Source organism: Limnohabitans sp. 15K, assembly GCF_002778285.1.
Taxonomy (GTDB): domain Bacteria; phylum Pseudomonadota; class Gammaproteobacteria; order Burkholderiales; family Burkholderiaceae_C; genus Limnohabitans_A.
Map to the genome: position 1 here is coordinate 62,690 of NZ_NESM01000003.1, position 13,273 is coordinate 75,962.

Consider the following 13,273-nt stretch of genomic DNA (forward strand, 5'->3'; position numbering starts at 1 on the left):
GCCATTCACTTAGAATCTACGCCAAGCATTGGCAACAATGCCCCCTGAAACTTAGTTTCTTTCTTCATCACTGAAAGGTAATCAATGGCTTTCTTCAAAACTGGCGCTGATCTGACTGCAGCCCTGAACGCTCTCCCCGCAGCCATCAAAGGCTCTTACAAGGCTTTTGATGCCTTCTATTACGCAGACAAGTACATGGGCTCCTACACAGGTACCCTGTCACCTATCGAATACTTCGTGCAAATCGGTGCAGCCCGTGGCCACCAGCCTAACGCTGATTTCAACCCAGCTTTCTATCAGAGCAAGTACGCCGACCTGGCTGCCCTGACAAACCTGGACGCTGCTGATCTGCTTTTCCACTACGTTAACCAAGGTCTGAACGAAGGCCGTGCAGGCAACGCCACTTTGGCCGCCTACAACTGGAATGACTACCTGGCTGCTTACCCAACAGTTGCCGCTTACGTCGATGCCAACTTGGCAAGCTTCGCTGGCAGCAAAACCAACGGTGCTATTGCTCACTTCGTTAAGTTTGGCGCTCAGCAAGGCTTCACATTGCCTAACACTGCTGGCCAAACTTTCACACTCACTACTAGTGTGGATACCTCTGGATCCATGATTGGTTCCGCTGGAACAACCAGCACTACTGGTAACGACACTTTCAATGCAGCCTTAGTTGCAGGTGTAGATACATATACATCGCTCGACGCGATCGACGGTGGCACCGGAACTGATACGCTGAATTTGATTGTGTCTGCAAACGCAACCCCTGTTGGTGGCGCAAACACCACCAGCTCATTAGTCCCCGCAACCGGCGCAACAGTCAAGAACGTTGAAGTAGTTAATCTGACTTCTGCTGCTCCTGCTGGCGTTTCTGCCGCAGACATTTCTGGCTGGACTAACGTCAACACACTGAACCTTACAGCTTCTGGTGCGATTGCTGGTGTGAAGGCCTCTGCAACAACCGATATCAACGTAGCAAATGGTATTGCTGGCGTTGCGGTTGATGGCGGTAAAAACGTGACCATCGTTAACAGTACAGCTGGTAACATTATTGTCGGTGCGGCAACTGCTGCAGCTGGTAACGTCACTGCTACTAATTCAATCGCTGCAGGCACAGTCGCCGTTAAAGGTGCTGGTGTTTTGACTGCAACTGCCAATGATGGCGGTATCACATTTACAAACGGTACATCGATTGTTGCCAACGCTTCAAAGGCTGTGCCTTTAGCAACCGTCAAAGCAAACATCGCTGCACGTGATGCATTGATTCTTGTCGCTGCAGCTAACGCCGGTGCTGGTACTGCCAAAGTTGCAGATACTGCGGCAGCCACTCTTGTTACAGATCTCGGTACCATGGCTACTGCTGTAGCCGCTGCTGCAAACATTGCTGCCAACAATGCAGCAACATTGACAGCGCTGAACGCAAAAGCCATTACGCTGGACCAAAAGATTGCAATTGATACCGCTTACGCAACTGCGTTCAAAGCAGTTGGTGGCGATGCCACAAAGGCGAAAGCTGCTGCTTTGGTCGTTGAGGCGCCAATTATTGCTGCTGCAACTTCTGCTAAAGCTGCCACACTCGCTACCTTGACAGCTGCCGCTGCTGCGACAACCGCAGCCACAGTGATCACGACAGCCGATACAGCTGCGGCTGCCTTGGTTGATGGAGTCGTTGTTACAGCAACTGCAAACACTGGCTTGACTAGCGCAACGATCAATGGCAACTACGGTTCTGCCGGTAACGCCGTGACCGATGGCTCCACTGGCAACAACACACTGACCACCTTGACTCTGAACAATGCAGGTGCAACGACTGGTACCGGTTTGGCCTTGACCAACGTTAGTGCAACTGGCATGGTGGCTGACGTGACTACAGTGAACACCACTGTTGGGCATGCCATCAACTACACACTGAGCGGTGTGGCAGCTGGTACATACAAAGACGACAACGCAACAACAGTGAACATTACAAGTAACGGTACTGCTGCCAACGTGTTGACAGGCTTGGACTCCATTTTGGCTACTAAAGTCAACTTGACCGGCACTGCTGGCTTGACATTTGGTACTACCAATTTGGCTGCTGCTGCAGTGATCGATGCTTCGGGTAACTCCGGCGCCAACAAAATCACAACACTTGCAGGTCAAACTTACACTGGTGGCTCCGGCGTTGATACTGTGACTTCCAGCAATGGTGCTGTGCAGACAAAAGCCATTGATGGTGGTGCAGGTTCAGCTGACGTATTGGTCCTTGGCAACGCTACTGATTTCTCAACAACAGCTTCGGCCGCTTTGTTCAAGAACTTCGAAACCATCAAAACGACTGTTGCTGTCGACGTAAGCAAATTCACTGCGTCTTCAATTGGCAAAGTGATCATGTCAGGCACAACAGCCGTTACCGGTTTGACAGCTACGCAAGCTGCAAACATCGTCATTGATGCAACCTCCACCCCCACAATCACTGTGACGGGTTCTACAACTCCGGGTCAACTGGACGTCGTTACGGTTGAAGTTAACGACGGTTTGGCTCCTGTTAACGCCCTCGCGGTTTCCACTCCCGTTTTGGCTGGTGTGGAAACATTGAACTTGGTTGCAACAGACGGCATCACAATCGACGCTTTGACTTCGGCAACAGCTTTGACTAACGTTAACGTATCTGGCGCGGGTGCAATCAGCATCACGACTGGTGCAATTGCTGTGAACGCGAACACCACTTTCAATGCGGCCACAGCAACTGGCACAGTGACAGTCGATGCTACAGGCTCAACAGGTAATGGCGTCACCATTATCGGTAGCGCTACCAAAGCAAACATCATTACTGGTAACGCTTTGGGTAGTGTGTTGACTGGTGGCGCTGCTAATGACACGATCACTGGTGGTGCGTTGAATGACGTTATTTCTGGTGGCGAAGGCAACAACACATTGGCTGGTGCTGCAGGTGCAAACACCATCACTGCTGGCAATGGCAACAACACCATCACCGTGACAGGCTCCAATGGTGCTAACGCTATCACCGTTGGCAATGGTTACAACACCATCACTGGTGGTTCTGGTGCAGACACAATCATTGTGGGCACAGGTGCCAACGTGATTACGCCAGCAGCCGGCTTGGACAAAATCACTTTGGGTACCCATGCCTTGGGCGTTTCGAATTCTGTGGTTTTGGCCGTAACTGCTGCAGCAGCTGCCAACTCCAAAACCATCACAGGTTTTGTAACAGGTGCCGACGTGATTCAGTTGACAAGTGGCGTAGCGGGTACTACTTTGGCAGGTGTGGCTTTGGCAGCAGGTAATACAGCAGCCACAATGCTGGCAGCTGTGACCGATGTAACCTCTGTTGCTGACTTGGCTGCGGTTTACACAGCGTTGGCTACTGCTACTGGCTTGGACAACTCTGCTGGTCACGAGTTTGCAGCATCTGCAGCTGGTGCAGGTACCATTGTTGCTCGTTCTGTGGTTTATAGCACTGGCGCAGCTGCAGGTACTTATTTGGTCATCAACGATTCAACTCCTGGTTTCCAAGCGGCCAATGACATCGTCATCAAATTGGTGGGTAACACCACGTTCGCAGCCGGCGACATCGTCGTAGTCTAACCAAGGCAAAACTCATCCACCCTTAGAAAAGGGTGGGTGGCTTAGGTGCTAAACCTCCCAACCTCATGGCTCAAAAGGCTGTGAGGTTTTTTTGATTAAACGACTCTTATATGCCCACTATCAATATCAACAACATCGACTACGATACAGACAAACTCTCAGACGAAGCCAAAGCCCAGTTGGTCAGCCTTCAGTTCTGCGACCAAGAACTGGCCCGCCTGCAAGCGCAAGCCGCTGCCATTCAAACAGCGCGTATCGCCTATGCCAAAGCCCTGCAAGCTGCATTGCAAACGGCACCTGCTGGCGACACGCTTAAATTCAGCTGATGCATTCCATCGAGGCTGACTTCTGGGCCGAATTGGCCGAAATTCATGCCGAGTCCATAGGCTGGATTCCTTTGGAAGAAGGCGTGTATCTGCACGTCAGCGATGAGAACTCCACCGAGGTGCTGGTGGTGGGTGTGCCGCAGGCGGGGGCGGCGGTGTTGCTGGTGGGGTGATGCCCACAGGCCTGGCTGATGCGGGGCTTTTTTCGCTTATAGGCTTCATTCCAACGCATCGTTCACGATGTGGTATGAAAGTTCAACACGACCCGAGTTGAGAAGTGCCCCCATCTTTTGGTACTAAACTAACTCTATGATTTTCTCTCAAGCTTCAATCTTTGCGCAAACTGCTTTGCTTGCGATTTTTCTACTTGTGCTGACGGGTTGTGGTGGCGGTAACTCTGGTTTCCCGCCTGTGGTGACGGGTTTCCAAGCCAAGTCTGTGCAATACAGTCGAACAGCCGTCATCTACATCGGCGGCAATGACTTGCGCAGCACCATGACGGTGGACACAGGTGGCGCGTGTAGCAACGCAAGCTTTGCTTCTAGCAGTTCCACCAGTATGTTGGTGCTCAACTGTACGGTGACGCAGGTGGGGGACATGCCGCTCACAGTCAAAGATGCTGCTGGCCAAGTGGTTTGGCAGACGACGGTGGTGGTGCCCAAGCCCCAGGTAACACTGACCACCAGCAGCGGCGCCATCACGCTCGAACTGGACCCAGCTAAGGCGCCCATCACGGTCAACAACTTTTTAAGCTATGTGAACAGCGGTTTTTACGCCAACACCCTGTTCCACCGTGTGGTGCCCGGCTTTGTGGTGCAGGCTGGCGGTTTCAACACTGGCATGGTGGCCAAGAGCGAGCTCAGCCCCCCCATTGTTTTGGAGAGCAACAAGGGTTTGAGCAATCTGCGCGCTACGGTGGCAATGGCACGTTTGGGCGATGACCCTAAGGATCCTGTTCGCTCGGCAAACTCGGCCACATCCCAGTTTTTTATCAACCTGCTAGACAACACCTTTTTGGATTACCAGGATGCTGAGCGCCCGGGTTATGCAGTGTTTGGCACAGTGGTGCAGGGCATGTCGGTGGCCGACGCCATGGCAACACTGCCCACAAGCACGGTCAACGGCTTCGCCAATGTGCCCTTGACCGAAGTGACCATCACATCTGCAACGCAAACCAAATGACCGCGTTCATTAACCCGCGCAGTCTGCCTGTGCGCCGTGGTTAAGCCGTGAAGTTGGCAGCTGAGAGCGTACCCAGGTTCGTGCCCACCAACTTGACGATGGCATCTGTTGCCGCATTGAATGGGATGCTGCCCTTCGCACCATCGATGACGACATAGGCCTCGCCTTTGTAGACGAATCCCAATGCCCAACCATCAAAGGTGCCGACCACATAAGAGGCGGCCTCCATGAGCGTCCCTTTGGATTGCATGTCGCCGAGGATCGTGTCGTCCCAGTAACTGAGTCCGCCAGCGAATTTGATGAAGTCTTCTGAGGTGAAGTAGCTGACTGTGTCAATGCCACCGGTGTTCACTGTTCCGACCGTAACCGTATCAACGCCAGTGCCCACATCGATCACATCAACACCCGCGCCGCCTGTAACCGTATCGTTTCCTGCGCCTGCATAGATGACATCGGCTAATGTGGAACCCCTTATCACGTCATTTCCGCCAAAGCCAAACATCAGATTTGTATCGAGGGGGCCGGCCACCATGCTGTCTGCACCCTCCGTACCCAACACAACCATCGTAAAGCTGTCCGAAGTATTGCCTGCTGCATCTTGGAGACGCACATTCGCAGACTTGACGGCACTTTGAGCAGTAAGCGTTACGGTGGTGGGCGTGTTGGCTGAAGCAATCGTGGTTTCGGTGCCCGAAATGAGGCTGCTGGCGAGAGAGATGATGGTGTAGCTGTCGTAGAGGCCCACTTTGCCTTTTTCTGATGAAGTGACAGATAAGGTGCTAGGCCCGGTGACAGAGAGATTCACCAATGCAGGTGCCACGGTGTCTTTGGTGAGCGTCAAATCTTTGGTTTGTCCATAAATATCCACCAGGTCCACTGTGAGGATGCCATCATCAAAGGTTCGGGAATCGAATTGGTAGCTGTTGTTTCCCGAGACCCACATGGCCAACTCACTGGTCTGAGCGTTATTTTTGGTGCCATGCACCATGGCTGAATGTGTATCCAACGTGCTGCTTGTGACAGTTGGCGTGATGGTCGTGAACCTTGAACTTTCTGCCTTGTTGATATAGGTATCACCACCCACAGCAATCGACATGAGAAATTCAGGTTTTATGGCGGGAGTTGCGGGTACTGCTGGACGGCCTTCAAAAATACCAAAGTTGTAAAAGTGGTAAATGCCGACCTTTTCGGGATCGGTTATGCCGTTTAGACCAGCACCGGTCTGCAGATATGCTTTCAGATCCGCATTCTGGTTCACATAAGCCGTACCGCCCACGAGGGGACTGGCTGCACGGCCTTCCAAGTAGCCAAATGTCTGAAAGTGCTGCTGTAATTGAGATCTTGTGGTGATCCCTGCGGCTGCCAAGTCGGGGTTTTGCTGCGCATAGTATTGGTAATCAAAAATGCTATCACTCATGAACTTTCGAGCTTCGTTGAAGCCGTAAGTGTTGAAGTGACGAATGAGATCTGATTCCATTGTTAATCCAGCTGCTGCCAAATCAGGGTTCGCGTCTCGGTAGACCTGAACATCAAAAAATGGACTGGATTGACGACCCTCAAAGCGTCCGTAATTTTGCCAATGCGAATACCCTGATGCAATCACGCCTGCCTTTACAGCAGCCTGCACATCTGGATTTTTGGAGAGATAGTAAGTTTCGTTAAACAGAATACCGCTGGGTTTACTCATTCATATCACCTGTTAAATTGAGTACATTTTGACAAATTTGTAAGATTTGTCAAAGAATGAATCAATGGTGACAAATGTCAGCGCATCAACCGCTTTTGCAAGGGGCGTTCAAACCCAAGGTGCAGGGCTACAGATATAACCACAAGAACGGCCACTGTGAGGTAGCTGGCCCATACAGGCGGAGGGCCTTGGTGGAGGAACGCGATGAACAGGCTTTGCAGGCCAAACCAATGGATGATGTAAAGCGCGAAGCTGGCTTGGCCCAGCGTGACCAGTGTGGGTGCTGACAAGAGCCGTGTCAGTGGCTGATGGGGTTGACGCTCTGCACTGGCCAGCCAGTAAATGAGCGCAGCAAACAGGGGGGCGGCCAGCAGGTAGGCTTTGCCCGAGAGTGGAATGTGCAGCACCGATGTAGAGGCCGGTGCTGGCAGGTACCAAATGAGGGTGAGTGCGCCAATGAGTGCCAGCGCTTGCCAAGTTTGCAGGGTGCTGGACGTAGTACGTGTGTGCTGTGCGTTGTAGAGTGTCCAGACACTGATGCCCATGGCGAATTCGGGCAGGCGCAACAGGGGCAGGCGTTCGGGCCACCAAGCGAGGCCTGCTTGCAGCTCGGGGCTGGCTTGGGCGGTGTAGATGCTGAGTGCGAAAAACAGCAGGTTTTGCAGCAACCAAATCATGCCAAGGCTCCACCAGCCGAACCGCCGGGTCAGCGCCATGATAGGGCGCAGCAGCCACGGAAAGAGCGCGTAAAAGAAGGCTTCGGTGGCAATGCTCCAGCCCGGGGCGTTCCACAGTTGTTGGATTTGGCTGTCTGCAAACCATGACTGCAGAGGCACCAGTGACAGCAGCCATGAGCCGCCACATTGGCTCAAGGTGCACGAACTCCAAGGCTGCACGCCCAGTTGCCCCAGGGTGAGGGCGCTGGCCGTGGTCAGGCACAAGGCCAGCAAGTAAGTGGGGTAGATACGGGCAAAGCGGGCTCGCCAAAAGTGTTGGCGCTGCCCTGCGGTGTTGTCGTGCAGGCGCTGGTGGTAACTGTGCGTCAAGATGAAGCCGCTGAGCACAAAGAAGAAACCCACCGCCGAGCCACCCGTGGCCAACCAGAAGCGCAAAAACGCGCCGTAGGCGCTGACGCTGTCTGTGTGGCCCAAAGCGCCGACCGAGGAGAAGTGCATCATCAGCACCCACATGGCAGCAAAGAATCTGGCGGAGGTGAGGCTGTGCAGTGTGTGTGGGATGGCGGTGGGCACTGAGGGGCTGCTAATGATTGGGCTTGTTGCTATTTTGACTGGAATAGATCGTCTTGACCCGAATGGGCAGTTGTCGAAGTTAGGGTGTCACAGTTTGTGTGTTTTTTCGATTCAATGGTTATCGCCCTCGCCTGAAGAATTTCGTCCAATCCCAGTCCGGGGACGCAGAGGACGGGCTGATCTGGCGTTAGCACAGCATTCTGCACAAGATGTTCAGGGAGAAACGAGCGGTAAATTAAACATATCGGCGGTACTGGGTTACGGGGTCAAGACCACTTGACCACGGCACAGAAGGTTTGCTGGTCGAGCTGATCTCTCCTGCCAAGCACTGACGTGCTGCCTTGGCCTGACCTGAATGGAGGGCCGAGTGGTGGGTAATAAGGGCATTCCCTTGATTAGCCGAACTCGCCCTAAATTTACCGAACAAGGATGTCAAGGCTGGACGGTGATGGATGAGGATGATCAAACTTGACAAGGTGGGCTGGGCCTGCATCCATTACCCAGCTACTCCTGTCTTCCTCCCTTGTATTCCTACCTACTGGGGCTGATGAAGCTGGTTGTTTTCTCTTCATGTTTTGCGCGGAGCGCTTTGGACTTTAAGAATCACGCAGGAACACCCCCACCGCATCAGATGCGGGCCATGGAGAGGCTTTTGCAGGAAGGACATGGCTTTGTAGCCATCCACTCGAAGTGGCCTTGTCGGGCTTGTAATTGATTTCGTTTTCTGAAGGAGCGCGACATGGGCAAAGGCGGAAGAAGAATGGGGGCTGGTCGACCTGCACACAAACTCAAGGCAGAAAACGCTTCTGCACTGGATGTTGCGTACCTGTCCAGATCTGGGCATCTGGATACAGGCAACTGGAAACGGCTGTACTGGAGGCAATATGGTGAAGTTCGGCTTGAAGGGCTTGTCAAAGCATTCGACGACCACATCACCGTAGACATCGGGTTTCATACACATTGGATCGGGGTGACACAAACCCCATGTCACTTCGGTGGACACCGCCGCTGGTTCATCTGTCCACGGTGCGACAGACGCATGGGATTGCTGTACATGCGTCATGGCCGCTTTGCATGCAGGCGCTGTAATCGGATTTCATACGAGTCACAGTCGGGAGATGCCGAAGATCGGATGATCTGGAAGTACCACAGCCTGCAACACAAGATGGCTAACTTGAAGTTACAGCTCCCACGGAGCAGGGAGCGCATCCATAACAATTTCTTAGAGGTTGCGTGGCAGTACGATGCCATGCTGGATGAAGCCTTAAGCAGGATCATGATGGCCGATGCGACAAGATGCTGACACTTTCAATCCCATATCAGCGCAGGCCCATTTTGCCCCGGATTGCACAGCGGGTTAGAATTCCGTAAACTCATGCTTTACAAAAAATGATCCTGTCTTTTGAGCACAAGGGTCTCAAACTCTTTTTTGAGACTGGCCGCCATAGTGGTATCCAGCCCATTCATGCAAAGCGACTGCGAGAACTGTTGACGGCGCTGAACGTGGCAACCAGTCCGGCAGACCTCAATCGGCCATCTTGGCGTTTGCATGGGCTGTCTGGCAATTTGGAAGGATACCTTTCTGTAACAGTGCAGGCCAACTGGCGGTTGACCTTCCGTTTCGTTGGGCATGACGTTGAGTTGTTGAATTATTTGGATTACCACTGAGAGGCAAAAATGAATATGCATAACCCCGCATCGCCCGGTGAGTTGCTCTCGGGATGGATTGAAGACCTTGCCCTGACAAAGACAGCTTTTGCACAACACATCGGCATCAGCCGAGTGATGTTGTCGCGCGTAATCAATGACCACGCCGCCGTGTCTGCTGACATGGATTTGAGATTGTCGGAGGCTCTGGGGACGACCCAAGGGTACTGGCTGGCCTTGCAAACCCAGCGTGATCTGTGTAATGCCCGCAAAGCCGCGAAACGTCGCAAGCCCATCAAGCCGATGACAGCGCCAGTATTGAAAGCTGCCTGAGTCAAATTTATCTGCTGTGGAATGGAGCCCGGCTCCACGTCCCCTATCGTTAAATTTGACGGCGTGGTATCCAATCCCACCAAACAAAAAGCTCCGCATGAGCGAGGCGCATGGTGTCGATTGTCGGATTCGAACTGACGACCTACCGCTAACAGGCGGGTGCTCTACCAACTAAGCTAAAGCGGCACTTGGGGTATTTTGAGGCGTCTCCCACCAGCAGCCCCTCCCCGCAGGTGGCTCAGTTTTGGACGTGAATCACTCCACCAGCAGAACCGCATCCCCCGCCTGAGGCACACCCACCACCAGCACCTCGGCGGCGTAGGCATCGCTCATATGCAGGTAAGCCCTCGGCTTCAAAGGAATCCAGCCGATGTACTCGGCTTGGATTTGGGCCAGCTCGGCCCAGAAGTCAACCTCGATCGCGTTCATCGCGCTGTCTCAGCAGCCAGTACTCGGCTCAAACAAGCCTGCGCTGTGGCGCTTGCGGGGTAGTCATTGACCATCATGCGGGCAGCAATTTCTGCGTTGACCCATTGCTGCTGGCTCACCATCTTCTTCAAAGCCTCAAGGTCTTCGCGGGGTGGCTCGTTGAGTTCTTGTTCAAACTGCGTCAAGGAAGATGGCTCAAATCCTTGAGAGTACATCTGCGCCAAAACCTCTCGGGCTCGTTTGAGGTTGCCACACCTTTGATGGGCCACCAATAAGCAGACACACAACTCACGGGCATTGGGCAGGGCTGAGACCGCTTTTTCTAAAGGCTTGATGGCCTCTTGCGCCGGGCGGTGGTGCAGCAGCAAAACCCCCACTTCGGTGTTGATCTGAGGGTGGTTGGGGAAAGTGACCAGCAAGCCCTTGTAGATTTTGAGGGCCGCGTCGATCTGTCCCCGTTTGACGTGGGTCTGGGCGCGCAACAAGATGGGGGCGAGGGACAAGTCAGTACACCAGCAAGACGTTACAAGCCTGCGTGTCCGCACGGGCCAAGCCGACAATCAGCACCTCGGTGGCGTTGTCATCGGCCACGTGCAGATAGACACCGTGCTCCAGGTCAAGCCAGCCAATGGGCACGGCTCCAATCCCGTCAAGCGGTGCTGGGTCTGCGAAAGAATACGCTTCCGGCACTTCAGACATTCAAAGTCCTTTGAAGACGGCGCGACAAGCTCTTCACGACAGCCACCAACTCGCCCGGCTCATAAGGCCTGACCAAGTAGTTGTCAGCACCCGATTGGTATGCCCGCGTCTTGTCGTCTTCGTCTGCGGAGATGACCAGCAACACACCCACTTGAGGTGATGTTTTGACAACGGTTTCAACCAAGGCGAATGGATCGCCATCCATGCCAGTGAGGTTGATGAGCACCACATCAGGGCCGCAGATGTCCAAAGTGGCCGCGCTCGCCATGCCTGTGGCCTCGTACCCGTTTTGATGCAAGGCAGCGACATCCAGATCGCGCTGAGCTGGGGAGTCGCAGAGCACCGTGACTTTGAAAGGTCGCATTGGGCGGGGATGCTGTGGAGTTGCCATACAGACTTTCGCTGAAGCCATGGGACTGTGGATGCCCTCAATAAAAAACCCCACCCCCTTGTGAGGGATGGGGTTTGGAGTTCAGAACCTTAACCAGTCACCCTTTTTAGGGGGTGATCATTTGTGCAATTAAGCGAACAAGAAGTTTGCAATTGTGTAAGTGTCAAGATCAGCTGCCGCGTTAGCGATACCAACGCATACCACGTCAGTTGCAGAAACTGTACCGCTTACTCCATCGAGTGAATCGTCCACATACCACATTTGCCAGATATCGTTGGCACCAGTATCATCACCAGTCATAACGATTGCTTTGCCACCTGCAGTCAAGCTGAATGAATCGCCCCGGGTTTCGTGGAGGCCAGTTGGTTTAAGTTGAGACCTCGGTCTCGGTCTTCCCGGCTAGTTGCCGGTAGTAGTTCACCTCAGCTTCAGCCGGTGGAATATATCCAATCGAGCTCAGCAGTCGGTGGTGGTTGAACCAGGCCACCCATTCCAGGGTTGCCAGTTCCAGTGCCTCCTTGGTCTTCCAAGGTGCACGGCGGTGGATCAATTCGGCCTTGTATAACCCATTGATCGTCTCGGCCAAGGCGTTGTCGTAGCTGTCGCCACGGCTGCCCACCGAGGGCTCTATGCCCGCCTCAGCCAAGCGTTCGGTGTAGAGAATGGAAACATATTGAGAACCCCTGTCTGAGTGGTGAATCAAGGCATCGGAGCGCTCTGGTCGCCGGTCAAACAACGCTTGCTCCAGTGCATCCAATACAAAGTCCGTGCGCATGGAGCTGCTCATGCGCCAGCCCACGATGCGCCGGGCAAACACGTCGATCACAAAAGCCACGTATTGCCAGCCCTGCCAAGTCTGAACGTAGGTGAAGTCTGACACCCACAGCTGGTTAGGACGGTCTGCTTTGAACTGGCGATTAACTCGGTCCAATGGGCACGCGACCGCCTTGTCTGGGACTGTCGTGCGGATGACCTTGCCCCTGCGAACGCCGTGTAATCCCATGCGCTTCATGAGCCGCTCGACCGTACAGCGCGCCACCTTGGTGCCTTCACGATTCATCTGGTGCCAGACCTTGTCAGCGCCGTAGACCTGCATGTTGGCCTGCCAGACGGCTTGGATTTGGGGCGATAACTCGGCATCTCGCTTGGCCCGGGCGCAAAGCAGTTCGGGCTTGCGTTTGCGGGCGGCATGGCACCTGTAACCAGACGGGGCAATTTGCAGCACTTTGCAAATCGGCTCGACCCCATAGGCCTTGCGGTTTTGATCAACAAAGTCCCTCAGGACTTGAGTCGGCGGTCGAGCTCCGCCTGGGCAAAAAAAGCACTCGCCAGCTTGAGGATTTCGTTGGCTTTGCGCAGTTCTTTAACTTCACGCTCCAGGTCTTTGATGCGTGCTCGCTCCTCAGAGCTGACGCCATCGCGCATTCCTTCGTCAACTTCGTGCTGTCGAACCCAGTCGTTGAGGGTTTGCGGCACGCAGCCGATCTTGGGGGCAATGGACTCAATGGTGGCCCACAGGGAGGGGTACTCGCCTCTATGTTCGAGCACCATGCGGACAGCGCGTTCGCGCACCTCGGGTGAAAAACGGTTTGATTTCTTGCTCATGGCTACATCTTCTCAAAGTGTGGAGCCTCCTCAAAATCCGGGGCGATTCAGCCTGCTGTAAAACCGTACACAGTCAATGTGTCAGTACCTGCACCGCCATTCAAAACGTCAGCAAGGTTTGTTACGTTGGTACCAC

14 protein-coding genes and 1 other annotated feature are annotated in these 13,273 nt (G+C 53.8%); of the genes, 7 read left to right on the forward strand and 7 right to left on the reverse strand.

The features are described 5' to 3' along the window. The first annotated feature begins 84 nt into the window (after positions 1 to 84). From B9Z40_RS17135 to B9Z40_RS11495, 4 genes are all read left to right on the forward strand, one after another. Positions 85 to 3,588: a calcium-binding protein gene (locus B9Z40_RS17135; RefSeq protein WP_143473974.1), complete on the forward strand. Its 3,504-nt coding sequence runs from the start codon at positions 85 to 87 to the stop codon at positions 3,586 to 3,588. A 110-nt stretch (positions 3,589 to 3,698) separates the two neighbouring features. Next, positions 3,699 to 3,914, forward strand: a complete 216-nt coding sequence (locus tag B9Z40_RS11490) for a DUF6447 family protein (protein WP_100173509.1) — start codon at positions 3,699 to 3,701, stop codon at positions 3,912 to 3,914. Further along, positions 3,914 to 4,087, forward strand: a complete 174-nt coding sequence (locus B9Z40_RS17215) for a hypothetical protein (protein WP_158238092.1) — start codon at positions 3,914 to 3,916, stop codon at positions 4,085 to 4,087. The genes B9Z40_RS11490 and B9Z40_RS17215 overlap by 1 nt, the downstream gene beginning before the upstream one ends. A gap of 241 nt (positions 4,088 to 4,328) precedes the next feature. Next, positions 4,329 to 5,096 (forward strand): peptidylprolyl isomerase, encoded by a 768-nt coding sequence (locus B9Z40_RS11495; RefSeq protein ID WP_233204892.1) that lies wholly within the window; start codon positions 4,329 to 4,331, stop codon positions 5,094 to 5,096. Between the two features lie 40 nt (positions 5,097 to 5,136). Here the strand turns inward: B9Z40_RS11495 and B9Z40_RS11500 are convergent, their stop codons facing one another. After that, positions 5,137 to 6,783, reverse strand: a complete 1,647-nt coding sequence (locus B9Z40_RS11500) for a calcium-binding protein (RefSeq protein WP_143473975.1) — start codon at positions 6,781 to 6,783, stop codon at positions 5,137 to 5,139. 77 nt (positions 6,784 to 6,860) lie between these two features. Beyond that, positions 6,861 to 8,033, reverse strand: coding sequence for an acyltransferase (locus B9Z40_RS11505; protein WP_143473976.1), 1,173 nt, complete (start codon positions 8,031 to 8,033; stop codon positions 6,861 to 6,863). Between the two features lie 739 nt (positions 8,034 to 8,772). Between B9Z40_RS11505 and B9Z40_RS17140 the strand changes: the two genes are divergently transcribed. From B9Z40_RS17140 to B9Z40_RS11515, 3 genes are all read left to right on the forward strand, one after another. Beyond that, positions 8,773 to 9,336 (forward strand): hypothetical protein, encoded by a 564-nt coding sequence (locus tag B9Z40_RS17140; protein ID WP_143473977.1) that lies wholly within the window; start codon positions 8,773 to 8,775, stop codon positions 9,334 to 9,336. Between the two features lie 86 nt (positions 9,337 to 9,422). Continuing rightward, on the forward strand, positions 9,423 to 9,701 hold the full coding sequence (locus B9Z40_RS11510; RefSeq protein WP_100173512.1) for a type II toxin-antitoxin system RelE/ParE family toxin: 279 nt from the start codon (positions 9,423 to 9,425) through the stop codon (positions 9,699 to 9,701). A gap of 9 nt (positions 9,702 to 9,710) precedes the next feature. After that, on the forward strand, positions 9,711 to 10,013 hold the full coding sequence (locus B9Z40_RS11515; protein ID WP_100173513.1) for a HigA family addiction module antitoxin: 303 nt from the start codon (positions 9,711 to 9,713) through the stop codon (positions 10,011 to 10,013). 255 nt (positions 10,014 to 10,268) lie between these two features. On the opposite strand, the gene B9Z40_RS17220 is transcribed toward B9Z40_RS11515, so the two are convergent. The 5 genes from B9Z40_RS17220 to B9Z40_RS11540 all read right to left on the reverse strand — a co-directional run bounded on the left by B9Z40_RS17220 (position 10,269) and on the right by B9Z40_RS11540 (position 13,137). After that, the gene (locus tag B9Z40_RS17220; protein ID WP_158238093.1) at positions 10,269 to 10,442 is read right to left on the reverse strand and encodes a hypothetical protein; all 174 of its coding nucleotides are present in this window, start codon (positions 10,440 to 10,442) and stop codon (positions 10,269 to 10,271) included. Then, positions 10,439 to 10,945 (reverse strand): M48 family metallopeptidase, encoded by a 507-nt coding sequence (locus B9Z40_RS11525; RefSeq protein ID WP_100173514.1) that lies wholly within the window; start codon positions 10,943 to 10,945, stop codon positions 10,439 to 10,441. The genes B9Z40_RS17220 and B9Z40_RS11525 overlap by 4 nt, the downstream gene beginning before the upstream one ends. A 1-nt stretch (position 10,946) precedes the next feature. Next, positions 10,947 to 11,141 (reverse strand): hypothetical protein, encoded by a 195-nt coding sequence (locus B9Z40_RS11530; RefSeq protein ID WP_100173515.1) that lies wholly within the window; start codon positions 11,139 to 11,141, stop codon positions 10,947 to 10,949. Continuing rightward, positions 11,134 to 11,505 (reverse strand): response regulator transcription factor, encoded by a 372-nt coding sequence (locus B9Z40_RS11535; protein ID WP_158238094.1) that lies wholly within the window; start codon positions 11,503 to 11,505, stop codon positions 11,134 to 11,136. The genes B9Z40_RS11530 and B9Z40_RS11535 overlap by 8 nt, the downstream gene beginning before the upstream one ends. Before the next feature lie 394 nt (positions 11,506 to 11,899). Next, positions 11,900 to 13,137, reverse strand: a protein-coding gene (locus B9Z40_RS11540) for an IS3 family transposase (RefSeq protein WP_100173517.1) whose coding sequence is annotated in 2 segments (ribosomal slippage) — positions 11,900 to 12,846 and positions 12,846 to 13,137 — 1,239 coding nt in all. Because the reading frame shifts where the segments join, the coding sequence is not laid out codon by codon here. Then, positions 12,740 to 12,856, reverse strand: a sequence feature (AL1L pseudoknot). It overlaps the preceding gene by 117 nt. Positions 13,138 to 13,273 lie beyond the last annotated feature (136 nt).

Excerpts from the sequence above, each read along its gene's own strand:
- B9Z40_RS17135 (WP_143473974.1), top strand. The coding sequence starts at position 85 with ATGGCTTTCTTCAAAACTGGCGCTGATCTGACTGCAGCCCTGAACGCT.
- B9Z40_RS11490 (WP_100173509.1), top strand. The coding sequence starts at position 3,699 with ATGCCCACTATCAATATCAACAACATCGACTACGATACAGACAAACTC.
- B9Z40_RS17215 (WP_158238092.1), top strand. The coding sequence starts at position 3,914 with ATGCATTCCATCGAGGCTGACTTCTGGGCCGAATTGGCCGAAATTCAT.
- B9Z40_RS11500 (WP_143473975.1), bottom strand. The coding sequence starts at position 6,783 with ATGAGTAAACCCAGCGGTATTCTGTTTAACGAAACTTACTATCTCTCC.
- B9Z40_RS17140 (WP_143473977.1), top strand. The coding sequence starts at position 8,773 with ATGGGCAAAGGCGGAAGAAGAATGGGGGCTGGTCGACCTGCACACAAA.
- B9Z40_RS11510 (WP_100173512.1), top strand. The coding sequence starts at position 9,423 with ATGATCCTGTCTTTTGAGCACAAGGGTCTCAAACTCTTTTTTGAGACT.
- B9Z40_RS11515 (WP_100173513.1), top strand. The coding sequence starts at position 9,711 with ATGAATATGCATAACCCCGCATCGCCCGGTGAGTTGCTCTCGGGATGG.
- B9Z40_RS17220 (WP_158238093.1), bottom strand. The coding sequence starts at position 10,442 with ATGAACGCGATCGAGGTTGACTTCTGGGCCGAGCTGGCCCAAATCCAA.
- B9Z40_RS11530 (WP_100173515.1), bottom strand. The coding sequence starts at position 11,141 with ATGTCTGAAGTGCCGGAAGCGTATTCTTTCGCAGACCCAGCACCGCTT.
- B9Z40_RS11535 (WP_158238094.1), bottom strand. The coding sequence starts at position 11,505 with ATGCGACCTTTCAAAGTCACGGTGCTCTGCGACTCCCCAGCTCAGCGC.